This window comes from Rhodococcus sp. 14-2470-1a (assembly GCF_002259425.1).
Lineage (GTDB): Bacteria > Actinomycetota > Actinomycetes > Mycobacteriales > Mycobacteriaceae > Rhodococcoides > Rhodococcoides fascians_E.
In genome coordinates this window covers 121847-147026 of the sequence record NZ_NPFZ01000033.1, presented here as the reverse complement: position 1 = coordinate 147026, position 25180 = coordinate 121847, and the positions used below count along the sequence as shown (strand labels likewise).

Below are 25180 nucleotides of genomic sequence, written 5' to 3'. Positions count from 1 at the left end.
CTGACTGGAGGATCCCATGGCCAAGGAACGAGCCCGAAAGTCCACGTACGTGAAAGGTGCTCGTATAACCGGGGATTCGCGTGATCGATTGCAGTCCTCGCTGAAGGAGCAATACGAGGCCGGGGCGAGTATTCGATCTCTGGCCGTGCGAACGGGCAGATCGTACGGGTTCGTGCACAAGGTGCTGGGGGAGTCCGGCACCGTCCTCAGATCACGCGGCGGGCCCAACCGAAAACCCGCAGTGCGTCGTCTCCCGGGGTGAGTCGGGTAGCACTCGATCAGCCGGCGGTGTCGGGCTTGCGAACCGATTCCTCGACGAGGTCGAGCACCGCAGCAAGATTGTGACCGTCCTGACCGGATGCGATTCGCGCGACCAGGCCGTCGAGCACCAGATCGAGGTACTCGACCATGACGTCCGGCGCGACGTCGTCCCGTAGGCGGCCGGCTGTCTTCTGCCGCTCCAAGCGGGCGAGCGTGGCGTCCGTCAGTTCGGCGGACTGTTGAGACCAGCTGTTCCTGAACTCGGGATCGGTGCGCAGGCGTCGGGCGATCTCGAGCCTCGTTCCCAGCCATTCGAACCGATCCGGCTCCTCCAGAATGTCGCGCATGACCTGGACCAGACCTTGGCCGGCGGCGACCTCGGCCATACGGCGAGCGTCTTCCCGCGCGAGAGCCAGGAACAGACCGTCCTTGTCCTTGAAGTGATGGAAGATCGCGCCGCGGGAGAGGCCGGTGGCCTCTTCGAGACGTCGAACGGTGGCACCTTCGTAGCCGAACTCACCGAAGCACCTGCGTGCGCCGTCGAGAATCTCGCTGCGCCGCGCGGCCAACTGGTCTTCACTGACCTTGGGCACGTGCACGCCTCCTTCGTCGGACTGCCGGTGCGCACGGACGGTGCGCACGGGGGACCTGCTGGCAAGCGCAGAACGCGCACGAGCACCGCAGTCGCCGGGCATGAGCCCGACGCGTGGTGGTCGTGCGCGTTCTGCTGTCCTGGTCGGTGATGGAACCTCCAGGGATCGAAATCCAGTGGCGTCTAGCCGCGGATCATGTTGCGCAGCACGTACTGCAGGATGCCACCGTTGCGGTAGTAGTCCGCCTCGCCGGGGGTATCGATGCGCACCACTGCGTCGAACTCGACCTTGGTTCCGTCGGTCTTGGTGGCTGTGACGGCCATGGTCTTCGGCGTCACGCCCTCGTTCAGCTTCTCGACGCCGACGATGTCGAACGTCTCGGTACCGTCGAGCTTCAGCGACTTCGCGCTTTCGCCTGCCGGGAACTGCAGCGGAACGACGCCCATACCGATGAGGTTGGAACGGTGGATTCGCTCGAACGACTCGGTGATCACGGCCTTGACACCGAGAAGCGAGGTGCCCTTGGCAGCCCAGTCACGCGACGAGCCCGAACCGTACTCCTTGCCGCCGAGGACGACGAGAGGAATGCCTGCAGCCTGGTAGTTCTGCGACGCGTCGTAGATGAACGCCTGCGGACCGTCTTCCTGCGTGAAGTCGCGGGTGTATCCGCCCGAGACGTCGTCGAGGAGCTGGTTCTTCAGGCGGATGTTCGCGAAGGTTCCGCGAATCATGACCTCGTGGTTACCGCGGCGCGATCCGAGCGAGTTGTAGTCCTTGCGCTCGACGCCGTGGGAGTCGAGGTACTGGGCTGCAGGTGTACCGGCCTTGATGGGACCTGCCGGGCTGATGTGGTCGGTGGTGACCGAGTCGCCGAGCAGTGCGAGGACGCGGGCGCCCTTGATGTCCTTGACCGGAGCCGGCTCCATCTCCATGCCGTCGAAGTACGGCGCCTTGCGAACGTAGGTGGAGTTCGGGTCCCACTCGAAGGTGTCGCCCTCGGGGGTCGACAGGTTCTGCCAGCGGCTGTCCCCGGCAAAGATCGTTTCGTAGGACTTGCTGAACATGTCCCGGCTGATCGCGGACTGGATGGTCTCCTCGATCTCCTGCGAGGACGGCCAGATGTCCTTCAGGTAGACGGGATTGCCCTCGTGGTCGGTGCCGAGCGAATCGGACTCGAAGTCGAAGTCCATGGTGCCCGCGAGGCCGTAGGCGATGACGAGAGGAGGCGACGCGAGGTAGTTCATCTTCACGTCGGGGGAGATGCGACCCTCGAAGTTGCGGTTGCCCGACAGCACAGCAGTGACCGAGAGGTCGTTGTCGTTGATGGCCTTGGAGATCGGCTCGAGCAGCGGGCCGGTGTTACCGATGCACGTGGTGCATCCGTATCCGCCGAGGTAGTACCCGAGCTTCTCGAGGTAGGGCCACAGCCCTGCCTTCTCGTAGTAGTCGGTGACGACCTGCGAACCGGGTGCCATGTTGGTCTTGACCCACGGCTTCGTGGACAGGCCCTTCTCGACGGCGTTGCGCGCGAGCAGTGCGGCGCCGAGCATGACGGACGGGTTCGAGGTGTTGGTGCAGGACGTGATGCCTGCGACGACGACCGCACCGTGATCGAGCACGAATTCGCCTGCTTCGTCGGTGACGACGCGCACGGGCTTGCTCGGGCGTCCCTCGGAGCCGTACGCGGCCGACTGGACGTCGACTGCTCCGTCGTCGGCGAAGGACAGCGTCGCCGGGTCGGACGCGGGGAACGACTCCTCGATGGCCTCGTCGAGCTGGGTGTGGTCCGTCGGGTAGTTCTCCTCCACGTAGTTGTGGATGTCCTTGCGGAAGGCCACCTTCGAGTCCGACAGGAGGATGCGGTCCTGCGGGCGCTTCGGTCCGGCGATCGACGGAACGACGTCGCTCAGGTTCAGCTCGATGTACTCGGAGTACACCGGCTCCTTGTCCGGATCGTGCCACATGCCCTGTTCCTTGGCGTACGCCTCGACGAGTGCCAACTGCTCGTCGCTGCGGCCGGTGAGGCGCAGGTAGTTGATGGTTTCCTCGTCGATGGGGAAGATCGCCGCGGTGGAACCGAACTCGGGGCTCATGTTGCCCAGGGTCGCGCGGTTCGCCAGCGGAACCTCGGAGACGCCCTTGCCGTAGAACTCGACGAACTTGCCGACCACACCGTGCTTACGGAGCATCTCGGTTGCAGTGAGCACGACGTCGGTAGCGGTCACGCCTGGCTGGATCTCGCCGGAGAGCTTGAAGCCGACGACGCGGGGAATGAGCATGGAGACGGGCTGGCCCAGCATGGCCGCCTCGGCCTCGATGCCGCCGACGCCCCAACCGAGCACGCCGAGGCCGTTGACCATCGTGGTGTGCGAGTCCGTGCCGACACAGGTGTCGGGGTAGGCCTGGCCCTTGCGGGTCATGACGGTGGGGGCGAGGTACTCGATGTTGACCTGGTGGACGATGCCCATGCCGGGGGGGACGACCTTGAAGTCGTCGAACGCGCCCTGGCCCCAGCGAAGGAACTGGTAGCGCTCGCCGTTCCGCTCGTACTCGAGGTCGACGTTGCGCTCGAGCGCGTCGGCGCGACCGAAGACATCGAGGATGACCGAGTGGTCGATGACCATGTCGGCAGGCGAGAGCGGGTTGACCTTGTTCGGGTCGCCGCCGAGAGTGGTCACTGCTTCACGCATGGTTGCGAGGTCGACGACGCAAGGAACGCCGGTGAAGTCCTGCATGATGACGCGGGCGGGGGTGAACTGGATTTCGATGCTCGGGTCGGCCGAGGGGTCCCACGACGCGATCGAACGGATGTGGTCGGCGGTGATGTTGGCACCGTCTTCGGTGCGGAGGAGGTTCTCCGCGAGAACCTTCAGTGCGTAGGGCAACTTCTCGGCGCCAGGGAGGGCTGACAGGCGGAAGATCTCGTAGGAGTTGTCTCCGACTTCGAGGGTGCCCTTTGCACCGAACGAATCATTACTGGCGGTCACTTCAGCTCCACTCGTCTTGAGGCACACCGCCGACGGGGCTGTGTCGACGGTTGAAGCGAGACGCACCTCGCAGGCATGTGCCGCTGGCTTGTTCGTCTCGCGGTCGAGTCTAACAGTACGCTTGTCCTGTTGAAAACGAAGGGCAGCCTACATTGCTGGTCGACGGCCCTCGACAGTCGATCTTCGTCCAGCGAACCTGGCTACGCAATGCAGGGGAACCTCACTCGCAGGCGAGTCTCCCGGTAAGTCGCGAACCCGTCGGCCGGGGCGTCACGTAGTGTTCGTTCGTCGAGCGCGCTCCGATCACCCACAACGTCGGAAACGCTCGTGACCCCGAGTGTGACGGGGCGCTCGACCGTCCCGACGCAGCTAGTGAACTGGAACCTTTCTGATGCCTGTACCCGGTCTTGCCTTCACGCCGATGTCGGCCGACGTACCTCCCGGCGTCGACGTCGACACGATCGTCGCGGAAGTCGCGGCGACCGGCGTCAGTGCACCGGCTTCGATCGAGAGCCGACTCGAGTCCGCGGTGGACCGCGCCGAGGAACACGGCATCGATCTGTCCATCGTCGTGGTGGAGGACAACCCGCGGCACGACTCGCAATTGCGCGATCTCGCCACTGCCGTCGGCGCCGAGGACGGCGGGACAGTCTTGGTGCTGAGTCCGAATCAGGTGGGCTCGTTCAGTGACAGTGTCAGCCGAGTCGTTCTCGAAGCCGGTCAAGACCGCACGTACACCGGTGATCCTGTGGTCGCCGCGGACAACTTCGTCGACACCCTGATCGAGCCGAGTGCACCCTGGACCGCAATCACTGCCGTCATTCTCGTCGTGGTTGCCGGTGCGTCCGCGGCCACCGCCTGGGTCAAGATCAAGCGGCGGCGATCGGCGGCCGACACGCCCTCGTCGACGGCCCCTCGGGCCTGACGGTCACCCTCTCCGAGGGTTGCTCGCGCAGCGCGCGAAAAAGTCGAAAAAAATGTTTCGGGCGAACGCCCGAGTTCAGCGCGTTTTCACAGCTGAAATCACAAATGTGTCATTTGTGACTGGAGTTTCCTTAGTGCTCAAAGTGTCGTACGGTGCCTTTGGCACTGCTGGGGAAGGAGTGTCGCAGAGGGCAGAGGTGTATCCGAGTTGCCTCGGGTGTCCGATGCTTCGGGTGTGACCGGCGTGGTCTGCATCTGACGTGGTGCTGCGTGCTCTCTCCCTGCCCGGCGGAACGACGAGGACATCTGGGGAAGGCTGTCCAGCCGGTCCGTCCGGCGTCGGCTGCTTCCTTGTGAAGCGGTCGCGAGCGCCGGGACCGAGGGAGACTTTTTGTGAGGCGTCGAGCTGATCGCGGCATTCGCCGTCAAGCGTTCTCTGCCACTGCACGACTACTGGTCGGGTCCGGACTGGTGATAGCGCTGCTCGGTGCCGTGTCCGGCACTGCCGCGGCGGTGCCACCACCTCCGCCGAATCCGTCCGACTCGGACATCGCCGCTGCCGGCACACGGGTGGAGCAGCAGCTCGGTGCGGTCGGTGAACTGATCAACCAGGTAGCCGCAGCCAATCAGCAACTTGCTCAGCTCGACGCCGATGTCGCGATCAAACGCGAGGACGTGAACCGGGCGCTCGTCGACCTGCAGAATGCCCGTGATGCTGCCGACGTCGCCGCGCAACTGGTCGGCGTCGCACAGCAGGCACTCGCCGACGCAGGTACACAGATTCAAGCTGCTCAAACCAAGTTCAACGATTTCGCGGTGTCGAGCTACACGCAGGGCACGGGCGTGGCATCGATCTCGTCGTTCCTCGGGTCGACCGGGCCGGACGATGTACTCGACCGAGCGCAGGTTCTCAAGGTGTTGTCGTCAAGCCAGAATGCGGTTCTCGACGGCTTGCAACGTGCGCGCACCGAGCAGGCGAACAAGGATTCCGCCGCCCGTGAGTCCAAGCAGCAGGCCGACGCCGCTGCCAGCGACGCGGAGAACAAGAAGGCCGCGGCGGAAGACGCCATTGCCACCGCGCGTGCAGCCCTCGCCGCCCAGGCCGAGCAGAAGACGGCGATCGAGGCTCAACGCGATTCCGCGCAGTCACAACTGGACTCCGCGCGATCCGAGGTCGCAGGATTGGAGGGCCAGCGCGACGCGTACTCCGCATGGGAGCAGCAGAAGGCGGCCGAGGACGCCGCAATCGCGGCAGCTGCAGCCGCCGCGCGCGACGCAGCCGTACAGGCCGCTGCACGCGTCGCCGCGAACCAGGCGGCTGCGGCAGCAGCGGCGGCCGCAGCCGCCGGCCAACGCTCGCACACCGACATCGACGATTCGGACTCAACCCCGTCGCCGTCCACGTCCACGACACCGAAGAAGCCGCGTAGCGGTGGGCAGAGCAATCCATCTCTGACCGGCAGTGCCGCAGTGGAACTGGTCATCGATCGCGGAATGTCGCAGTTGGGTGTGCCCTACTCGTGGGGAGGTGGAGACGAGAACGGGCCGACCAAGGGAATCCGTGACGGAGGTGTCGCCGACAGTTACGGCGACTACAACAAGGTCGGCTTCGACTGCTCCGGGTTGATGATCTACGCGTTCGCCGGTCTGGGGATCTCACTCCCGCACTACACCGGTTACCAGTACACCGCGGGCAAACAGGTTCCGTCCTCGGACATGAAGCGCGGAGACATGCTGTTCTACGGTCCGAACGCGAGCCAGCACGTCGCGCTGTATCTCGGTGACGGAAAGATGCTCGAGGCCCCTCAGTCCGGCAGCGTCGTGAAGGTCTCGCCGGTCCGGTACGACGGTATGACCCCGTACGCAGTGCGCATGGTGTCCTGAATCGGTGTGCATGGTCTCCTGACCGCAGTACCGATAGGCTCGCCCGTGCGCGCCGGTAGCCTGGGGCGGGACCGTCGGCGCATTCCGTCGTCACCTGCAATAGTTGGTGGCGGACATGGAGGAACGTGCCCGCGAAATGTCGAGTGGAAGCGGTGGATTGTTGGTGGCATCACGTGACGGCGTGTCGAACGGTGACGCATCGAAGGCCGACCTGTCGAAGGGCGACGGATCGAACGGGGGAGTGTCGAACGTAAGTGCTTCGCAAGGTCCGGAGCCGAAGACCACGGACCGGAACGCTTCGGTGGATGCCGTGAACGATCTGCAGCAGGACGTACGCATTCTCGAAAAGGCCGTGTACGAGGTCAAGCGCGTCATCGTCGGCCAGGATCGGCTTGTCGAGCGTATTCTCGTCGGGTTGCTCGCCCGCGGACACGTTCTGCTCGAGGGCGTTCCCGGAGTGGCCAAGACGCTCGCCGTGGAGACGTTCGCCAAGGTGGTCGGCGGTTCGTTCTCTCGTGTGCAGTTCACCCCGGACCTGGTGCCGACGGACTTGATCGGTACCCGCATCTACCGACAGGGACGCGAAGAGTTCGACACCGAACTGGGCCCTGTCGTCGCCAATTTCGTACTGGCGGACGAGATCAACCGTGCCCCGGCCAAGGTCCAGTCCGCGCTTCTCGAGGTGATGGCCGAACGGCACGTCTCCATCGGCGGCAAGACGTTCCCGATGCCTGATCCGTTCTTGGTGATGGCCACACAGAACCCGATCGAGAACGAAGGCGTGTACCCGCTTCCGGAAGCCCAGCGGGACCGATTCCTGTTCAAGATCGTGGTGGATTACCCGTCGGTCGAGGAGGAGCGGGAGATCGTCTACCGGATGGGAACCGCGGTCCCCACGCCGAAGCAGATACTCGACCCGGCTGAGCTCGTCCGCTTGCAGAAAGTCGCGAGCAACGTCTTCGTGCATCACGCTCTCGTCGATTACGTCGTCCGAGTCATCGCGGCAACTCGAACACCGGAGCAGCTCGGTCTCGACGACGTCGCCAGTTGGATCGCTTACGGTGCATCCCCTCGTGCGACGCTCGGCATCATCTCGGCGTCTCGTGCACTTGCACTGCTCCGCGGACGTGACTACGTCGTTCCGCAGGATGTCCTCGAGGTCATTCCCGACGTGCTCCGGCACCGGCTCGTCCTGTCCTACGACGCTCTCGCCGACGAGGTCACGCCGGAGGACGTCATCACTCGCGTCCTGCAGACCGTCGGGCTTCCGCAGGTCGCGCCGCAAGCCGTCGGAGGAGGGCCGCAGCCGACACCGCCGCCGGTTCCGAACCCGCAGCACAGCCCCAACTCTCAGCAGCCACCTTTCGCGCAGCAGCCGTCGTTCGCGCAGGCGCCGCAACCGCACCAGCCGCAACCGCATCCGCACGCAGGTCAGTTCCCGGCGCCGGGCGGGCAGGGACCAGGACCAGGACCAGGTAACGGTGCACCCCAGGGTCAGCAGGTGCATCAGGGCCAGCAGGGGCAACAGCCGGCCGGCAACGAGTCGACCGCGGGTAACCAGAAGCAGTGAGTGGACCGGCCGAAGGTGCGGTACGGCGGCACGAGGCTCGCCCTCCGTCCTTCCGCAGCGGGGAGCTGCGGGACCCGTCGCTCGCCGCGGCGCTCCGGACGCTCGAACTGACGGTTCGGCGTCGGCTCGACGGTGTGCTGCACGGTGATCACCTCGGGCTGATCCCCGGTCCCGGGTCCGAGCCTGGGGATGCTCGCGAGTATCAGCCGGGCGACGACGTCCGTCAGATGGACTGGTCGGTGACGGCACGCACGACGCATCCGCACGTACGCCAGTCGGTGGCGGACCGGGAGCTGGAAACGTGGATGGTTCTCGACCTGTCGGCAAGCCTCGATTTCGGAACCACCGGATGCGAGAAGCGCGACCTCGCCGTTGCTGCCGCCGCTGCGATCACACATCTGACCGGCGGAGGCGGTAACCGGATCGGCGCGGTCGTTGCCACCGGCTCCACACTGACGCGAATTCCCGCGCGCGGTGGGCAGATTCACACACAGTCGATGCTACGGACGATCGCGACCACTCCCAGTGCAGCGGACGGTGTCCGAGGCGATCTGGTGGGCGCGATCGAGTCGCTCCGGCGGCCGCAGCGCAGGCGCGGAATGGCGGTGATCATCAGCGATTTCCTCGGGCCGATCGACTGGGAACGGTCGCTGCGAGCCATCGCGGCGCGGCACGATGTCCTCGCCGTCGAAGTACTGGATCCGCGCGACCTCGAACTTCCCGACATAGGAGATGTGGTGCTGCACGACCCCGAATCAGGGCGCACCCGAGAGTTCAGCACCACCCCGCGATTGCGGGCGGATTTCGCGGAGGCCGCGGCAGCGCACCGGAGCGATGTCGAACGCGTGTTGCGCCGTTGTGGGGCGCCCCGCCTGACATTGCGGACCGACGGTGACTGGATCGCCGACGTGGTTCGCTTCGTGTCCTCGCGAAGGCACACGCTCGGGGCAAGTGCCGCCAACACTGCACGGGCGGGTCGCCGGTGAGCTTGTCCGACTTCACCTCTCCGTGGTGGCTCCTGTTTCTGTTGGTCGTCGGCGCTCTCGTCGCCGGATACGTCGTCGTGCAGCGTCGCCGTCAGAAGAACACGCTGCTGTTCTCCAACATGGAGTTGCTCGAGAAGGTAGCGCCGAACCGGCCCGGATACTGGCGGCACGTTCCGACGGCTCTGGTGCTGGTGGGCCTGCTTCTGCTCACCGTCGCGCTGGCCGGCCCGACGTCGGATCAACGGGTTCCGCGCAATCGCGCAACCGTCATGCTCGTGATCGACGTGTCGCTGTCCATGGAAGCGACCGACGTCGAACCGTCGCGTCTGGCGGCAGCGCAGGAAGCCGGTAAATCGTTCGCCGACGGTTTGACTCCCGGCATCAATCTGGGATTGGTGGCGTTCGCCGGCACTGCTTCGGTTCTGGTGTCGCCCACCGCGAATCGCGAAGCGACCAAAGCGGCGATCGACAAACTGCAGCTCAGCGAGCGCACGGCCACCGGCGAAGCGATCTTCACATCGCTGCAATCGATCGACACTCTGGGCGCGGTACTCGGCGGCGGGGACGCTGCCCCACCTGCCCGCATCGTGCTTCTGTCGGACGGCAAGCAGACGGTGCCGGAAAACCCGGACGATCCGAGAGGCGGTTACACCGCGGCGCGTGCTGCTGCCGAGAAGGACGTACCGATATCGACCATCTCGTTCGGAACGAGTTACGGGACCGTCGACATCGAGAGCGAATCGGGTTCGGAGAGAGTGCCGGTGCCGGTCGACGACCCGTCGCTCAAGGAAATCGCCACTCTGTCCGGCGGCAGTTTCTTCACGGCCTCGTCGTTGGAGGAACTACGGGCCGTCTACGACACTCTCGAAGAGCAGATCGGCTTCGAGATGACTCGGGGCGACGCGAGTAGACCGTGGCTGATTCTCGGCGTCCTGTTCACAGCGGCGGGGCTCGGTACGGCTTTGGTACTTCGACAGCGTTTGCCCTGATTTACCGAATTCGTACCTATTCACTGTTATTACTCATGAGTAACACTGCTTTGTCATTCCAGCACGAACAGATAGGTTGCAGGCATGTCCACACCCGACTTCATCGCTCGTTCCGTACTTGTCACCGGAGGTAACAGAGGCATCGGCCTTGCCATCGCTCAGCGGCTCGCCGCGGACGGCCACAAGGTCGCCGTCACGCACCGCGGCTCGGGCGCGCCGGAAGGTCTGCTCGGCGTCGTGTGCGATGTCACCGATTCTGCATCCGTCGACGCTGCGTTCAAAGAGGTCGAGGAGAAGCAAGGGCCCGTCGAGGTACTGGTGGCCAACGCAGGGATCACCGACGACACACTGTTGATGCGCATGACGGAGGAGCAGTTCGAGAGAGTTCTCGACGCCAACCTCACCGGTGCATTCCGCGTTGCCAAGCGTGCCAACCGCGCAATGTTGCGCGCCCGGTGGGGCCGAATGGTGTTCCTCAGTTCCGTCGTCGCACTGGGTGGTGGACCCGGCCAGATCAACTACGCCGCGTCCAAGGCGGGCGTCATCGGTATGGCGCGGTCCATCACGCGTGAACTCGGGTCGCGGTCCATCACCGCCAACGTCGTCTCGCCCGGTTTCATCGAAACGGACATGACGGCCGAGCTCCCCGACGACCTTCGCAGCAAGGCGAAGGAGTTCATTCCGCTGCAGCGACTCGGTCAACCGGAGGATGTGGCGGCCGTCGTGAGCTTCCTGGCCGGCCCCGACTCCGCATACGTGTCGGGTGCGGTCATCCCGGTCGACGGTGGCATGGGCATGGGTCACTGATTTTCTTCGTTTTCTCTTTTCGATTCGATCTGTAAGGAATACACATGGGCGGACTGCTCGAAGGCAAGACAATTCTCGTGACCGGCATCATCACCGATGCCTCGATCGCGTTCCACGCTGCCGCAATGGCGCAGAACCAGGGCGCGAAGGTCATCATCACCGGATTCGACAGGCTCCGCCTGATCGACCGCATCGCGCAGCGGCTCCCGCAGCCGGTGCCCCCGGCGATCGAACTCGACGCAACCAACGAGGAGCACCTGGCCGCTCTGGCCGACCGCGTTCGTGAACTCGCACCCGAGGGTGTCGACGGCGTACTGCACTCCATCGCTTTCGCGCCGCGCACTCTGATGGGACCGGACGCCAAGCCGTTCCTGGACGGGCCGGGCCCCGACGCCTCGCGTGCGTTCGAGATCTCCGCATGGAGTTACGCCTCGCTGGCCCGCGCTGTGCTCCCCGTCATGAACGAGGGAGGATCGATCGTCGGAATGGACTTCGATCCGCGCACCGCCATGCCGTACTACAACTGGATGGGCGTGGCCAAGGCCGCGCTCGAGTCGGTCAACCGGTACGTCGCTCGCGAGGTCGGTCAGGCCAAGCGTGTTCGCTCCAACCTCGTTGCCGCAGGCCCTATCCGGACTTTGGCCGCCAAGGCCATCGCCGGAACGGCTACGGGTGACGCCGCGAAGATGCAGCAGCTCAACGAGTACTGGGACGGTGCATCGCCCATCGGCTGGAACTACGACGACCCGACGGCAGTTGCCAAGTCGATCGTTGCGCTTCTGTCCGATTGGCTGCCGGGCACCACCGGCTCGATCATCTACGTGGACGGTGGCGCGAGCCACAACACGTACCTGCCGGACAACGTCTGATTTTTCTGTTCGTACGCCCGGGGAGGGGCGTGTTCGGTCACATCCTCCCCGGGCGCACAATGGACCGATGACCGACTCTCGTGGTGTCGATGGTTTCGACGCGCTGCTGTTCCTGTCCTTCGGTGGCCCAGAGGACCCGTCACATGTCCGGCCGTTCCTCGAGAACGTCACCCGTGGGCGCGGGGTACCACCCGAGCGCCTCGACGCGGTGGTCGAGCACTACATGCATTTCGGTGGGGTCTCTCCCATCAATTCACTCAACCGCGACATCATCGCGGCGGTCGAATCCGAATTGGCATCGGCCTCTATCCCCTTACCGGTGTATTTCGGCAACCGGAACTGGCATCCGATGGTCGAGGACACGGTCGGCCGGATGACCGCGGACGGGGTCCGCCGCGCGCTGGTGTTTCCGACGTCCGCATGGGGCGGATATTCCGGGTGCAGGCAGTACCACGAGGACATCGCGCGTGCGCGTCGGTCGGTAGGGGACAGCGCACCCGAGTTGGTCAAGATCCGGCAGTTCTACGATCATCCTCTGATGATCGACTCCTTCGCCGACGCGATCACCGTCGCGCTGGAACAGTTGCCGGCCGACAAACGTGCAGGCGCGAGACTCGTGTTCACCGCACATTCCATTCCCAGCGCCGCCGACGCGAACGCGGGGCCGCCCGAGGACGGCGGGCACCTGTACAGCAGGCAAGTTGCCGACGCCTCCCGACTGGCCGCCGAACGAGCAGGTTTCCAGGACTACGACCTGGTGTGGCAGTCGCGTTCCGGACCACCTCAGGTGCCGTGGCTCGAGCCGGACATCTGCGACCACCTTCAGACTCTGTCGGACAAGGGCGTCGACGCGGTACTCGTGTGCCCGGTCGGCTTCGTCTCCGATCACCTCGAGGTGGTGTGGGATCTCGACACCGAGGCACGCGACAAGGCAGCCGAACTGTCGATGGCTTTCGCGCGCGTGGCCACGCCGGGCACGGATCCGCGGTTCGCGAAGATGGTCGTCGAGTTGGTGGGGGAGTACGTCGGCGATACCTCTCCCCGTGGGATCGGTAACGTCCCCCGTTACGGCTCGACGGCGAACGGTGATCGATGCGCGCTCAACTGCTGCGAGCAACCCGCACGTCGTCCGGTCGGCGCGCCTCGCTGACGCATCTCTTGTTCAGGCGGCCCCGACTCCGCCCCGACTCAGCTCCGTTCAGGCCCGCGGCGCTCCTTCCTCGATGCTGCGCGCCACAGCGCTGAGTCGCGCAGCCCGCACTGCCGACCACAGCGGCCGTATCAGGTTCTCCCGTGCAGCCTCTGCGGCAGCGGTCGGTGCCTCGGTGGGTGAATCGTGCTGAGCGACGGACAGTATCGCGGACACTCGGTCGGCCGATTCCAGAACACGAAGCACTCGTTCAGGAGTGTCGATCGGGTAGCGATGGCGTGCAAGCGATTCCAATTCGGCGGCAATCCGGGTACGGGGGTCACCGTTCGGAGTGCGAGTCGGCAGTGCCGACATCGTTCCGAGAGCCTCGGCTGCGTCCCGCACGGCGTCGCGCATCGCGTATTCAGCTTCGCCCAGCGAGAAGTCGCGTACGAAGTGATCGGGAATCCGGACGGTGTGCACCGTCCAGCGCATCACGTCCGGTCCCTCGACCGCAGGTACCAGGCCGATTCCGTCGGCTCCGGGAGAGCCGACGAGAACAGCCTGACCGGTGACCAGAGCCGCACGGGAGAATGCGGTACCGGGTGTGAGATTCTGCGCCGATCCAGGCGAGGGGAGAAGCAGTTCGATTCCTGGGTTCCCGGGCTGTCCGGCCCCGGCTGCGCCCGGCGTGCGGCCCGACGTCGCGCGCACGAGCGTCAGCAACGCCGCGATGCCGTCGGCACGCGGGCTCGGCCACGCCAGCGACGTGGAGGCCGCGGTTGCCTCGTCCGCAGCCACGATCAGATGCATCGGCGCCCATTCGGCCATGGCGTCGATCACGTCGTCCGGTGCGCTCATGCCGGCCAACCACGAACTCGCCCATACGGCGAGGCTTGCACTGGGAGAACTCACGGCTCACCAGTTTAGGCCGGGAGTGGAGCCTGCAGAAATGACCAGGGAGGAGGCGGGAGTGGAGCCTGCAGAAATGACCAGGGAGGAGCCGGGAGTGGAGCCTGCAGACATGAGCCGTAGGTGAGGGCTTTCGAACGGCGTGGCGTGCGGCTCGAGTGATGTGGGTTGGGCTAGCGTGTTCGGCCGTGGCGGATATGTACGGGTCGGACATTCTTGCGGGGCACAGTCGGATGCGGAAGGTGCCTGCGCCGCAGGTTCCGGCCGAGCGTGGGCTCGTGGTCGAGGACGCGGCGACCGGGTACTGCGGTGCCGTCGTGGGGTTCGAGCGAACGTACGACGGTGATTTCGTGCGTTTGGAGGACGCTGCGCGAACGACACGTCTGTTCGCGTTGCGGGAGGCTGCGTTCCTGATCGACGGCAAGCGGGTGACGTTGGTACGCGCCGCCGCGGCTCCGAAGGCGGGCCCGTCTCGTTCGGCGTCGGGTTCCACCCGTGTCGAGGGGCTGCGTGCTCGTACGGCCCGTGCGAGCCGGATCTGGGTCGAGGGTGTCCACGATGCCGCTCTGGTCGAGCGGGTGTGGGGTCACGATCTGCGCGTCGAAGGTGTTGTGGTCGAGCACCTCGAGGGGCTCGACAACCTCGGTGAGCGTCTCGCGGAGTTCGGGCCAGGGCCTGGGCGCCGTGTCGGTGTGCTCGTCGACCATCTCGTGACGGGTTCCAAGGAGTCGAAGCTGACGACATCCTTGGGGCCGCATGTGCTCGTGACGGGCCATCCGTACATCGACGTGTGGGAAGCGGTGCGCCCGAAGGCAGTCGGTATTGCTGCGTGGCCGCGGATTCCGCGAGGCGAGGATTGGAAGACCGGTATCTGCCGGGAGCTGGGGTGGGGATCTCCGCGCGACGGTTGGCGACGTGTGTACGAATCGGTGTCCAGTTTCCGCGATCTCGAGGCGCCGTTGATCGGCGCGGTCGAGCAGCTCGTCGATTTCGTCACCGAACCCCAGTAACCGAGCCCCGGTCACCGAGTCTCGGTGATCGAGCACCGGTTACCCGGACTCCGGTTACCGCGGTGAGTTGTCGTCTCGTCTCACCGGCAGATGTCCGATTTGTGGTTCACTGGGGGTGTGGCAGCGATTATCTGGCTCATCGCGGGCGTGCTCCTTGCGGCAGCCGAGGCATTGACGGGTGATTTCTTCCTGCTGATGATCGCCGGAGGGGCTCTGGCAACGGCCGGAGTGTCGTCTGTCACGGATTTTCCGGTGTGGGTCGATGCCGTGGTGTTCGCCGTCGTGTCGTTGGCCCTCGTTCTCGGGGTGCGTCCGATTCTGCTGCGCAAGTTCGCGAAACCGCCTGTCCTGCCGACCGGAATCGAGGCGTTGTCGGGCAAGAGCGCGCTGGTTCTCGAACAGGTGTCGGCCACCGAAGGTCAGGTGAAGATCGGCGGAGAGGTGTGGACGGCGCGTCCTCTCGATTCCACCGAGGTGTATGCGCCGGGGACCACAGTGACCGTGATGGAAATAGACGGCGCAACTGCGCTCGTGTGGAGAGGACCGTAGTCGACCATGACAGCACTCATCGTTCTGGGCGTGATCGTCCTTCTTGTCGTCGTTCTGGTGGCCAAATCGGTTGCGCTGGTGCCGCAGGCCGAGGCCGCGGTGATCGAACGGCTCGGTAGGTATTCGAAGACGGTGTCGGGGCAGTTGACGTTCCTCGTTCCGTTCGTCGATCGGGTTCGCGCGAAAGTCGATCTGCGAGAACGGGTTGTGTCCTTCCCGCCGCAGCCGGTAATCACGAAGGACAACTTGACGGTGTCGATCGACACGGTCGTGTACTTCCAGGTCACCAATCCTCAGGCCGCCGTCTACGAGATCAACAACTACATCGTGGGCGTGGAGCAGTTGACGACGACCACGCTGCGCAACGTCGTCGGTGGCATGACCTTGGAGGAGACGCTCACGTCTCGCGACTCCATCAACGGCCAGCTGCGGGGGGTTCTCGACGAGGCGACCGGGCGATGGGGCCTGCGCGTGGCACGTGTGGAACTGAAGAGCATCGATCCGCCGCCGTCGATCCAGGAGTCGATGGAGAAGCAGATGAAGGCCGACCGTGAGAAGCGAGCGACGATTCTGACGGCGGAGGGACACCGCGAGTCCGCGATCAAGACGGCCGAGGGTGACAAGCAGAGTCGGATCCTCGCAGCGGAAGGCGCCAAGCAGGCGTCGATTCTCACGGCCGAGGGTGAGCGTCAGTCCAGAATCCTTCGGGCCCAGGGCGATCGGGCTGCGAAGTACCTTCAGGCGCAGGGTCAGGCCAAAGCGATCGAGAAAGTGTTCGCGGCCATCAAGGCAGGCAAGCCGACGCCCGAGCTCCTTGCGTACCAGTACATGCAGACGTTGCCCCAGATGGCGCAGGGTGACGCCAACAAGGTCTGGATGATCCCCAGCGACTTCGGGGATGCGTTGAAGGGATTCGCCAAGACTCTCGGCGCGCCAGGGGAAGATGGTGTGTTCAGGTTCCAGCCGAGTGACACCTCGGGTGCGGACACCAAACCCGAGGACGACTCGGAAGAAGTTGCGGATTGGTTCGAGACGAAGAGCGATCCAGCTGTCGCGGAAGCCGTGGCGGCTGCGGAAGCCGTCGCGCGCACGCCCGTCGACACCTCCCTTGCTCCCGACCCCAGTCTGACGAAAGGGCTCGACGTAGGCGAGCTGTCGGCGGGGCCGGCGCATCAGCAGTGGACTGCGCCTCAGGCTGAACCAGAGCGGTAAGAAGCGAGGCGGGTCGTCGCAGTTCGCGATGCCGGTCGGACGGTCAGGTGGTCAGGGCGAGGCCGACTCCGCAGACGGCGACGGCCCACATGACGCTCGCGAAGGTGCCGATGATGAACTGCTCGGAGGCCGACGTCGCGGCAGGCGACTGGGCGGACGGCTCGCTGGCACGCAGTTCCGGATAGCGGGCAAGCCCTTTGACGGCCAGGACGATCGCGATGCCCTCGGGCCAACCGGACAGGATGGATGCCGCGACCGCCGTGCGCTCGAGGATTCCGATGGTGCGTCCGCCGTGCAGTGGTCCCGGCGAATCGTCGGGTCCGGGCGTGCCGCTCCGCCGGGCAAGTGCGAAGACCGCCGGAACGATGCCGGAACCGCCTACGGCGGCTACGGCGACCGTGACCACGTACGTGGTGGCCAACATGAATCCGTGCACCGGGTCGGTCAGAGACGCGCAGACGGCAGCGACCGCGAGCAGACCCACGGACGTGGCTGCAGGCACCCACGTCGGCAGCCGGGTGGGCAGTCGGCCTGTCGACGGGGCGATCGACGCCGTGGCCGAGGCGACCAGAAGTACCGGCGTCATGACGGTCGTCAGTGCCGAAACGGACATCAGTTTCCCCCTCGATCGTGCCTGCCGTGCCGAGTCGTCACAGTCGGTCCTCGTGACCGGACAGGTCGCTCAGTAGATGTTCGGCCAATGTTCGCCCGCCCGATTCGATACTCCACCTCGCCACCGACAATCTCTGCGACATCGCTTGCTTGCTGATGCCGAGTATCTCGGCGGCGCTGGTCTGCGTGTGGCCGGCAGTCATGAGGTCCACTGCGGCGTGGCCTTGCTCGGTTCGGTCGGTGACGAGCAGTGCGACCAGTATCAGTGCTGTCTCGGCGTCCGCTGCGGCGGCGGCGGGCGCGTCGCGCGCGCTGGCGACTGCGACGCCACCCGGTGCGTTCTTGGCTCGGGTCACGGCGTCACGTGCTGCTTCGAACGCGTGTCCTCGTCCGGCCCGGGTGGTGGTGGGGAGCGGGAGTTCGACGGCGCCGACTCCGATGCCGATACTCCAGTGCTGCTCGCGGACGAGGCGTAGTGCGACGTCGACGACGGTGCGCGCTCCGGTGGGCGAGTTCTCCACGACGGCCTGAACCTCGTCGCCCGCGGTTCGATCGAACGGACGGAGAAGCGGCACGCCGTGCATGGACTCCAGTAGGTCTTCGACGCGATCGCGTTCGCGTCGGCTTCCACGCTGATCGATCGTCATGACGAACATTCGTCAAGGCTAATGCCTTGAAATATGCAAGTCAACGTTTTTGACTTGACTCCTGAATATCAAGTTCCACGGCTTGACGTGCCCGGGTTCGACCGCGCGTCGTCAGGCGCCAGTCCACGATCAGGCCCAGCACGCCCAGTGCAATGCACGACGCCGACAACGCGAGCATCACCGGATCGGCGTTGCCGCCCAGCGCATCGCCCAGCACCACGATGCCCACTGTTCCGGGCACGACCCCGACGGCAGTGGCCAACGCGAACGGGGCGATGCGAATCGACGACACCCCGCAGCAGTAGTTGACCACCGAGAACGGAACGGGCGCGATCAACCGCAGCGAGCCCACCGCGAGCCAGCCTCGGCGAGCCAGGCTGTCGTCGATGGCCTTGACCGCCGGGTGGGTCATTCTGGTTGCGAACCACTCCCGACCTACGGCCCGGACCATGAGCAGGGCGATCACCGCGCTGACCGTGGACGCGCCGACCGTGACGACGATGCCGGTCAGCGACCCGAACAGGACGCCCGCGGCGAGAGTGAACAGGGTACGAGGAATTGGTGCAACCGTGACCACCGCGTGTACGGCGAAGAACACGAGTGGGAACGCGGGACCGATCGAATGCGACCACTCGCGGATCTGAGCGACGGACGGATGTGGCGTGAACGCTGCGGCGAGAGCGAGGACCAGGAGAAGGAGAACGAGGCCGATGAGCCGGGGGTCTCGAAAGCGCCTCTTCACATTCGCCGACAGTACCGGCACCCGCTCGGCAGCGACGCTCGCCGAACCGATGCCCACGCAGACATGAGGTGATCCTCACGATAGTGTTCCAACAATCGCGGTTAACATCACAGAAGTCGCAATTTGTCGATCTGCGTGCCGATCGAGTCGAGGGAGCAGTCACTGTGTCCGTTGCTTCACCAGAAAGCGCTTCGCAAGAAGACGCTTCCACCAGTGCGTATGCCGCGTGGCAGAAGGCCGTCGCGGGCGTCCTCGCGAAGTCGAGACGAGTGGACGTCGCGGACCTTCCGGTCGACGCGGAGCACCTGCTCGACGCAGTGACCTACGACGGAGTGACGGTCGCGCCGCTCTACGGTGTGCTCGACGAACAACCGGAACATCCGCTGCCGGGAGTTCACCCGTTCGTTCGCGGTCGTGACCGTACTCGCGATGTGAACGCCGGCTGGACCGTCAGTGCGAAGTTCGGTGCAGGGACCTCCGATCCGGAGTCAATCAACGAGTCCATCCTGGACGGGTTGAACAACGGAATCAGCGGAGTGTGGCTCTCGATCGGTGGATCCGGACTTCCGGTGACCGGGGTAGCGCGTGCGCTGGACGGTGTGTTGTTGGATCTTGCGCCGGTGGTCGTCGACGCCGGGTCGGACGTCGCCGCGGCAGCCGATGCGATCTTCGCAGTGGCGGATTCCTCGTCGGTCGAGGACCGTGCCGCTGTCGACATTCGCCTGGGCGCTGCACCGCTGACGGCCCGATTCGCCGGTGTCGGTTCCGTGAACGTGGACGAGACCGTCGCACTCGCCGTTCTCGCCGAGGCTCGGCCCGAGACCGTGCGCGCGATCACGGTGGACGGCACCGTCTTTCACAATGCCGGAGCGAGCGATACCCAGGAGGTCGGCGCATCCGTCGCGGCCGGGTTGGAGTATCTGCGGGTACTGACCGCCGCAGGTCTGACGGCCGAGCAGGCTCTGTCGCAGATCGAGTTCCGTTTCGCCGCCACGGACGACCAGTTCCAGACCATCGCGAAGTTCCGAGCAGCCCGCATGGTCTGGGCACGGGTGGCTCAGGTCGTCGGTGCGCCAGGTGCGGGCGGTGCCCCGCAACACGCCGTCACGTCCGAGGCGATGATGAGTCAGCGTGATCCGTGGGTGAACATGCTGCGTACCACGTTGGCTGCGTTCGGTGCAGGCATCGGCGGGGCAGATGCAGTGACCGTGCTGCCCTTCGACGTTGCGCTCGACGGTGGCGCTGCCGGAGTGTCGAAGACGTTCGCGGCAAGGATCGCTCGCAACACTCAGCTGCTGTTGCTCGAGGAATCGCATCTGGGGAGGGTGCTGGATCCGGGTGCCGGGTCCTGGTACATCGAGAAGCTCACCGACGATCTCGCGGAGAAGGCGTGGGAATTCACCCGAACCATCGAGTCCGACGGAGGCTACTTCGCCGCGCTCGAGTCGGGTTCCACGGCAGCCGCGATCGCGAACACGAAGGCGCAGCGAGATTCCGACGTTGCGCACCGGCGTACCCCGCTGACCGGAGTGAACGAGTTCCCGAACCTGGCCGAGGCGCCAATTCCGCCACAACCCGACGCCACCGTGGCCCGGTACGGCGCTGCGTTCGAGGCGTTGCGTGACCGGTCGGATGCCTACCTGCTCGAGCAGGATGCGCGTCCGCTCGCGCTTCTGGCCCCGATCGGATCGGTGGCCGAGCACAACGTGCGAACGACCTTCGCGGCCAACCTCCTCGCGTCCGGTGGTATTCACACCGAGAACCCGGGGCCGCTGACCACCGAGTCGATCGCGGAGGCGGTGCGCAGTTCCGGGGCCCGGGTGGCTGTGCTGTGCGGCACCGACAAACGGTACGTCGACGACGCGAGGCCGGCGGTACTGGCGTTGCGGCAGGCGGGAATCGAGCGGGTTCTCCTCGCCGGTCCGGAGAAGATCTTCGGCCGCCTCGACGCTGATTCCGGTGTCGACGACGGCAGCCGACCCGACGACTTCCTCACTGCCAAGGTCGACGCAGTTGCGGTCCTGACCGATCTTCTCGATTACCTGGGAGCCTGACGATGACCACTCACGACTCTCGTACGTCGCACGTCATCGGCAGTTTCGCCGATGTGCCGCTGAAGGATCCATCTGCCCCCGCCTCCACCGCGCCGACGGCCGAGGACGCGGCAGCGCACATCGAGGCCGGTGCGGCAGCGAACAACTACACCGCCGAGCAGGTCGTGTGGTCCACACCCGAGGGCATCGACGTCAAACCGGTGTACACCAAGGCCGATCGCGACGAGGTGGAAGCGCAGGGATACCCGCTGGGCAGCTACCCGGGGACCCCGCCGTTCGTGCGCGGGCCGTACCCGACGATGTACGTCAACCAGCCGTGGACCATCCGGCAATACGCCGGTTTCTCGACGGCAGCGGAATCGAATGCGTTCTATCGCCGTAATCTCGCGGCCGGACAGAAGGGCCTGTCCGTCGCGTTCGACCTCGCCACGCACCGCGGATACGACTCGGATCATCCACGCGTGCAGGGCGACGTCGGAATGGCCGGTGTCGCCATCGATTCCATCTACGACATGCGTCAGCTGTTCGACGGCATCGATCTCGGCAGCGTGTCGGTGTCGATGACGATGAACGGCGCGGTCCTGCCGATTCTGGCGTTGTACGTCGCCGCTGCCGAGGAACAGGGTGTGCCGCCGGAGAAGTTGGCCGGCACCATCCAGAACGACATCCTCAAAGAGTTCATGGTCCGCAACACCTACATCTATCCGCCGAAGCCGTCGATGCGAATCATCTCGGACATCTTCGCGTACACGAGCGCGAAGATGCCCAAGTACAACTCCATCTCCATCTCCGGCTACCACATCCAAGAGGCAGGCGCGACAGCAGATCTGGAGCTCGCCTACACCCTGGCCGACGGCGTCGAATACATCCGCGCCGGGCTCGACGCGGGCATGGACATCGACACGTTCGCGCCTCGTCTGTCGTTCTTCTGGGCCATCGGGATGAACTTCTTCATGGAGGTCGCCAAGCTCCGCGCGGGTCGTCTCCTGTGGTCGGAACTGGTGCAGAAGTTCGAACCGAAGAGTGCGAAATCGCGTTCCTTGCGCACACATTCGCAGACCTCGGGGTGGTCGCTCACCGCTCAGGACGTGTTCAACAACGTCGCGCGCACCTGTGTGGAGGCGATGGCGGCGACGCAGGGCCACACACAGTCGTTGCACACCAACGCACTCGACGAGGCGTTGGCGCTGCCCACGGACTTCTCCGCTCGCATCGCCCGCAACACGCAGTTGCTGATTCAGCAGGAATCCAACACCGTGCGTCCCATCGATCCGTGGGGTGGCTCGCACTACGTCGAATGGCTCACTCACCAGCTGGCCGATCGTGCGCGCGCACACATCGCGGAGGTCGAGGCCGCGGGCGGTATGGCTCGAGCCATCGGCGAGGGTATTCCGAAACTCCGCATCGAAGAGGCCGCGGCGCGGACGCAGGCTCGGATCGACTCCGGTCGGCAGCCGCTGGTGGGCGTCAACAAGTACGTCCCGGACGAGCTCGACACCATCGAGGTTCTCAAGGTCGAGAACTCGAAGGTCCGCAAGGAGCAGATCGAGAAGCTGACGCGTCTGCGCGCCGAGCGAGACAACGCGGCCGTCGAAGAGGCGCTGGCCAACCTGACCAGGGCGGCAGCGTCGTCGGAGAGTGGGCTCGAGAACAACCTGCTGCACCTGGCCATCGACGCAGCGCGCAAGATGGCCACCGTCGGGGAGATCTCCGACGCGCTCGAGAAGGTCTACGGGCGCCATCAGGCGGAAATCCGGACAATCAGTGGTGTGTATCGCGACGAAGCCGGCAAAGCGAAGAATTTGACCAAGGCCACCGAGCTGGCCCGGCAGTTCGCCGAGGACGAGGGGCGCCGCCCGCGTGTCCTGGTCTGCAAGATGGGCCAGGACGGTCACGACCGCGGTCAGAAGGTCATCGCGACGGCGTTCGCGGACATCGGATTCGACGTCGACGTCGGCCCGCTGTTCCAGACTCCGGAGGAGGTCGCACGTCAGGCGGCCGACAACGACGTCCACGTCGTCGGAGTGTCCTCGTTGGCTGCAGGCCACCTGACGTTGGTTCCCGCGCTGCGGGAAGCGCTCGCGGCGGTGGACCGCCCCGACATCATGATCGTCGTCGGCGGTGTCATCCCTCCGGGTGACTTCGACGAGCTCTACGCGGCAGGCGCCGCGGCGATCTTCCCGCCGGGGACGGTCATCGCGGACGCCGCGATCGGGCTCGTGGAGAAACTGTCGGTGCAGCTGGGTCACACTCCGCCCGATGCGCCGCGCGAGGCATCTGCCTGAACATGAGTTCTCCCAACAGAGCTGGTCGCACGATCGACATCGATGCGGTCGCGAAGTCGGTACTGTCCGGCGAACGGTCGGGGTTGGCTCGTGCGATCACGCTGGTGGAGTCGACGCGAGACGACCACCGAGACCTGGCGCAGCAGCTGCTCCTGCAGTTGCTGCCCAAGGCCGGTGGCTCGCATCGCGTCGGGATCACCGGCGTTCCCGGGGTGGGCAAATCGACGTTCATCGACGCACTCGGGATGTACCTGATCGACAAGGGGCATCGAGTGGCGGTGTTGGCGGTGGATCCGTCGTCGACGAGGACCGGTGGGTCGATTCTCGGTGACAAGACTCGGATGGCGAACCTGGCGGTTCAGAAGGACGCGTACATCCGGCCGTCCCCGACGTCGGGGACGCTCGGAGGAGTGGCACGGGCGACACGCGAGACGATCGTGCTCCTCGAGGCGGCAGGTTTCGACGTCATCCTCGTCGAGACCGTCGGTGTCGGGCAGTCCGAGGTCACGGTGGCCAACATGGTGGACTGCTTCGCATTCTTGACTCTCGCGCGGACCGGCGATCAGCTGCAGGGGATCAAGAAGGGCGTTCTCGAACTCGCCGACCTCGTGGCGGTCAACAAGGCCGACGGTAAACACGCGATCGAGGCGAAGAGTGCGGCGCGCGAGCTGTCGGGGGCGCTGCGGATGATCTACCCGCACGACGCGATCTGGCATCCGCCGGTCCTGACGATGAGTGCCCTCGAGCAGATCGGCCTCGACGACTTCTGGAACACGGTGCTGAAACACCAGCAGGTGTTGTCGGACGCGGGCCAGTTCGCGGAGAAGCGCCGTACCCAGCAGGTCGACTGGACCTGGACCATGGTCAACGATCAGCTGCTGCGACGACTGGCATCCAATCCGGCAGTCCGGGCGATACGAGGCGATGTCGAACGGCAGGTTCGCGACGGTTCGCTCACGGCCGCCCTGGCGGCGAAGGAGATCGTCGACGCGTTCGACGGCGTCTGACCTGTCGGTCAGCGCGGGTACAGGCGTTCCGCAAGTGCGCCGACACGGTCGATCAACTGATCGAAGAAGGCCTTCGGGTCGGTGGACGTCGCGATCAGCGCATTGTTCGGTCTGCCCCACATCCCGCGTCGATCGGCGACGGTGGTTCCGCGAGTCAGCGTTCCGTCCAGTTCCACGTCCACGACGGCGGGAACGACGTCGACGATCGAGGGTTTCAGTGCCACGGCGGCTGCGAACGGATCGTGCATGTGGGCCAGGAATCCTTGATCGTGCTCTCGGTGGAATTCCATGTAGAAGCGGACGGCATCGGCGAAGTGACGCACGACGGGGTTCGACGCGGCCGATCTCGTGAAGGGCGCGTCCGATTCCGAGATGATCTCCTGCGGTGTGCTTCCGGCGCGTGCTGCGAGTCGCTCGACGTGCGAGGGATACATCTCGATGGTCTCGGTCACGTCGAGCGGGCAGACGATCGGGAGGCGATCTGCGGGTAGACCGGAGAACGCAGCGAACACCTCCGCCGCGGCTTCCGGGTCGACGGCGACGTTCCACTCACTTGTCGGTGTCGTGTTTCCCGGATGCCAGAAGGTCCCGCCCATCACGACCAGACGCTTCAAAAGCCGCGGCAGGTCGGGCTCGACACGAATGGCAGTCGCCAGGTTGGTCAGCGGTCCGGTGACCAGTCCGGTGATCTCACCCGGTCGTTCGCGCACGAGTTCTACCCAGGCCGTCGTGGCGTCTCTGTCGGAGAGAGACCGCGTCGACACGGGAAGCTCGGCGTATCCGATGCCCTGAGGTCCGTGCGTGTCCTCGGTGGTCATCAGCGGTGCGACGAGAGGCGCCTGCGCGCCCAGCGTCACCTCGATGTCCGTCGCGCGGCACAGGTCGAGCCATGCGAGGTTGTTCGCGGCAACCTGATCGACCGGGACGTTCCCTGCTGTGGACGCGATGGACAGAATGTCCGCTTCCGGGCTTGCCAGTAGATAGAGCAGCGCGAGCGAATCGTCGATACCGGTGTCGACGTCGACGATCAGGGGAACGGTCGGGCGGATGTCGGGTAGGGATTCAGGCACGGTGTCATCGTGCCTTCCGCGCGTGCGAACCGGTCGAGCCGGGGTCGTCGACACGAGATCGGGCGATGTCCGATCTGCCCG

General features: G+C 65.3%; 22 protein-coding genes. 15 read left to right on the top strand and 7 right to left on the bottom strand.

Annotated elements, in window-relative coordinates; genetic code table 11:
• Positions 1 to 16 precede the first annotated feature (16 nt).
• Positions 17 to 262 (top strand): helix-turn-helix domain-containing protein, encoded by a 246-nt coding sequence (locus CH292_RS29445; protein ID WP_020110102.1) that lies wholly within the window; start codon positions 17 to 19, stop codon positions 260 to 262.
• Between the two features lie 16 nt (positions 263 to 278).
• On the opposite strand, the gene CH292_RS22815 is transcribed toward CH292_RS29445, so the two are convergent.
• Together CH292_RS22815 and acnA are read right to left on the bottom strand one after the other, a co-directional pair.
• A complete protein-coding gene (locus tag CH292_RS22815; protein ID WP_026348001.1) occupies positions 279 to 854 on the bottom strand; it encodes a TetR/AcrR family transcriptional regulator in 576 nt (191 codons plus the stop codon).
• Positions 855 to 1036: 182 nt separating this feature from the next.
• Positions 1037 to 3841 carry an aconitate hydratase AcnA gene (gene acnA / locus CH292_RS22810; protein ID WP_026348000.1) on the bottom strand — a complete coding sequence of 935 codons (2805 nt, stop codon included), beginning with the start codon at positions 3839 to 3841 and terminating at the stop codon, positions 1037 to 1039.
• Between the two features lie 391 nt (positions 3842 to 4232).
• On the opposite strand from acnA, the gene CH292_RS22805 reads away from it, so the two are divergent.
• From CH292_RS22805 to CH292_RS22770, 8 genes are all read left to right on the top strand, one after another.
• Positions 4233 to 4766 carry a DUF6676 family protein gene (locus tag CH292_RS22805; protein WP_019666329.1) on the top strand — a complete coding sequence of 178 codons (534 nt, stop codon included), beginning with the start codon at positions 4233 to 4235 and terminating at the stop codon, positions 4764 to 4766.
• Between the two features lie 392 nt (positions 4767 to 5158).
• Positions 5159 to 6649: an NlpC/P60 family protein gene (locus CH292_RS22800; protein WP_094655813.1), complete on the top strand. Its 1491-nt coding sequence runs from the start codon at positions 5159 to 5161 to the stop codon at positions 6647 to 6649.
• Positions 6650 to 6860: 211 nt separating this feature from the next.
• Complete coding sequence (locus CH292_RS22795) at positions 6861 to 8219, top strand: AAA family ATPase (protein ID WP_373454698.1); 1359 nt, start codon at positions 6861 to 6863, stop codon at positions 8217 to 8219.
• A complete protein-coding gene (locus tag CH292_RS22790) occupies positions 8216 to 9205 on the top strand; it encodes a DUF58 domain-containing protein (protein WP_094628162.1) in 990 nt (329 codons plus the stop codon). The genes CH292_RS22795 and CH292_RS22790 overlap by 4 nt, the downstream gene beginning before the upstream one ends.
• A complete protein-coding gene (locus tag CH292_RS22785; protein ID WP_019666325.1) occupies positions 9202 to 10194 on the top strand; it encodes a VWA domain-containing protein in 993 nt (330 codons plus the stop codon). Before CH292_RS22790 ends, CH292_RS22785 begins: the two co-directional genes overlap by 4 nt.
• Before the next feature lie 84 nt (positions 10195 to 10278).
• Positions 10279 to 11001 (top strand): 3-oxoacyl-ACP reductase FabG1, encoded by a 723-nt coding sequence (fabG1, locus tag CH292_RS22780; protein WP_019666324.1) that lies wholly within the window; start codon positions 10279 to 10281, stop codon positions 10999 to 11001.
• Between the two features lie 44 nt (positions 11002 to 11045).
• Complete coding sequence (gene inhA / locus CH292_RS22775) at positions 11046 to 11870, top strand: NADH-dependent enoyl-ACP reductase InhA (RefSeq protein WP_020110096.1); 825 nt, start codon at positions 11046 to 11048, stop codon at positions 11868 to 11870.
• 67 nt (positions 11871 to 11937) lie between these two features.
• Positions 11938 to 13020, top strand: coding sequence for a ferrochelatase (locus tag CH292_RS22770; protein ID WP_037163122.1), 1083 nt, complete (start codon positions 11938 to 11940; stop codon positions 13018 to 13020).
• A 48-nt stretch (positions 13021 to 13068) separates the two neighbouring features.
• On the opposite strand, the gene CH292_RS22765 is transcribed toward CH292_RS22770, so the two are convergent.
• Positions 13069 to 13914 carry a hypothetical protein gene (locus CH292_RS22765; RefSeq protein WP_179275328.1) on the bottom strand — a complete coding sequence of 282 codons (846 nt, stop codon included), beginning with the start codon at positions 13912 to 13914 and terminating at the stop codon, positions 13069 to 13071.
• 194 nt (positions 13915 to 14108) lie between these two features.
• Here CH292_RS22765 and CH292_RS22755 point away from each other — a divergent pair, with 194 nt between their 5' ends.
• The 3 genes from CH292_RS22755 to CH292_RS22745 all read left to right on the top strand — a co-directional run bounded on the left by CH292_RS22755 (position 14109) and on the right by CH292_RS22745 (position 16682).
• Entirely contained in the window at positions 14109 to 14921 is an 813-nt protein-coding gene (locus CH292_RS22755) for a DUF3097 domain-containing protein (protein ID WP_019666319.1), read from the top strand.
• A 117-nt stretch (positions 14922 to 15038) separates the two neighbouring features.
• Positions 15039 to 15470, top strand: a complete 432-nt coding sequence (locus tag CH292_RS22750; RefSeq protein ID WP_026347998.1) for an NfeD family protein — start codon at positions 15039 to 15041, stop codon at positions 15468 to 15470.
• 6 nt (positions 15471 to 15476) lie between these two features.
• Positions 15477 to 16682, top strand: a complete 1206-nt coding sequence (locus CH292_RS22745) for an SPFH domain-containing protein (protein WP_019666317.1) — start codon at positions 15477 to 15479, stop codon at positions 16680 to 16682.
• Between the two features lie 43 nt (positions 16683 to 16725).
• Here CH292_RS22745 and CH292_RS22740 read toward each other — a convergent pair whose 3' ends face one another.
• The 3 genes from CH292_RS22740 to CH292_RS22730 are packed head-to-tail and all read right to left on the bottom strand — an operon-like array spanning position 16726 to position 18683.
• Positions 16726 to 17295, bottom strand: coding sequence for a hypothetical protein (locus tag CH292_RS22740; protein ID WP_020110093.1), 570 nt, complete (start codon positions 17293 to 17295; stop codon positions 16726 to 16728).
• 37 nt (positions 17296 to 17332) lie between these two features.
• Positions 17333 to 17950, bottom strand: a complete 618-nt coding sequence (locus tag CH292_RS22735; RefSeq protein WP_094655811.1) for a hypothetical protein — start codon at positions 17948 to 17950, stop codon at positions 17333 to 17335.
• Positions 17951 to 17981: 31 nt separating this feature from the next.
• A complete protein-coding gene (locus CH292_RS22730) occupies positions 17982 to 18683 on the bottom strand; it encodes a TVP38/TMEM64 family protein (protein ID WP_037142869.1) in 702 nt (233 codons plus the stop codon).
• A 164-nt stretch (positions 18684 to 18847) separates the two neighbouring features.
• Between CH292_RS22730 and CH292_RS22725 the strand changes: the two genes are divergently transcribed.
• Genes CH292_RS22725 through meaB form a run of 3 tightly spaced genes read left to right on the top strand, consistent with a single transcriptional unit; the run spans position 18848 to position 24029 of the window.
• Positions 18848 to 20737, top strand: a complete 1890-nt coding sequence (locus tag CH292_RS22725; RefSeq protein WP_094655810.1) for a methylmalonyl-CoA mutase family protein — start codon at positions 18848 to 18850, stop codon at positions 20735 to 20737.
• A gap of 2 nt (positions 20738 to 20739) precedes the next feature.
• Positions 20740 to 23022, top strand: coding sequence for a methylmalonyl-CoA mutase (gene scpA / locus CH292_RS22720; RefSeq protein ID WP_094655809.1), 2283 nt, complete (start codon positions 20740 to 20742; stop codon positions 23020 to 23022).
• Between the two features lie 2 nt (positions 23023 to 23024).
• Positions 23025 to 24029: a methylmalonyl Co-A mutase-associated GTPase MeaB gene (gene meaB / locus CH292_RS22715; RefSeq protein WP_019666311.1), complete on the top strand. Its 1005-nt coding sequence runs from the start codon at positions 23025 to 23027 to the stop codon at positions 24027 to 24029.
• 8 nt (positions 24030 to 24037) lie between these two features.
• Here the strand turns inward: meaB and CH292_RS22710 are convergent, their stop codons facing one another.
• Positions 24038 to 25099 carry a nucleoside hydrolase gene (locus CH292_RS22710; RefSeq protein ID WP_179278045.1) on the bottom strand — a complete coding sequence of 354 codons (1062 nt, stop codon included), beginning with the start codon at positions 25097 to 25099 and terminating at the stop codon, positions 24038 to 24040.
• Positions 25100 to 25180 lie beyond the last annotated feature (81 nt).

Excerpts from the sequence above, each read along its gene's own strand:
- CH292_RS29445 (WP_020110102.1), top strand. The coding sequence starts at position 17 with ATGGCCAAGGAACGAGCCCGAAAGTCCACGTACGTGAAAGGTGCTCGT.
- CH292_RS22805 (WP_019666329.1), top strand. The coding sequence starts at position 4,233 with ATGCCTGTACCCGGTCTTGCCTTCACGCCGATGTCGGCCGACGTACCT.
- fabG1 (WP_019666324.1), top strand. The coding sequence starts at position 10,279 with ATGTCCACACCCGACTTCATCGCTCGTTCCGTACTTGTCACCGGAGGT.
- inhA (WP_020110096.1), top strand. The coding sequence starts at position 11,046 with ATGGGCGGACTGCTCGAAGGCAAGACAATTCTCGTGACCGGCATCATC.
- CH292_RS22770 (WP_037163122.1), top strand. The coding sequence starts at position 11,938 with ATGACCGACTCTCGTGGTGTCGATGGTTTCGACGCGCTGCTGTTCCTG.
- CH292_RS22755 (WP_019666319.1), top strand. The coding sequence starts at position 14,109 with ATGTACGGGTCGGACATTCTTGCGGGGCACAGTCGGATGCGGAAGGTG.
- CH292_RS22745 (WP_019666317.1), top strand. The coding sequence starts at position 15,477 with ATGACAGCACTCATCGTTCTGGGCGTGATCGTCCTTCTTGTCGTCGTT.
- CH292_RS22740 (WP_020110093.1), bottom strand. The coding sequence starts at position 17,295 with ATGTCCGTTTCGGCACTGACGACCGTCATGACGCCGGTACTTCTGGTC.
- CH292_RS22735 (WP_094655811.1), bottom strand. The coding sequence starts at position 17,950 with ATGTTCGTCATGACGATCGATCAGCGTGGAAGCCGACGCGAACGCGAT.
- scpA (WP_094655809.1), top strand. The coding sequence starts at position 20,740 with ATGACCACTCACGACTCTCGTACGTCGCACGTCATCGGCAGTTTCGCC.
- meaB (WP_019666311.1), top strand. The coding sequence starts at position 23,025 with ATGAGTTCTCCCAACAGAGCTGGTCGCACGATCGACATCGATGCGGTC.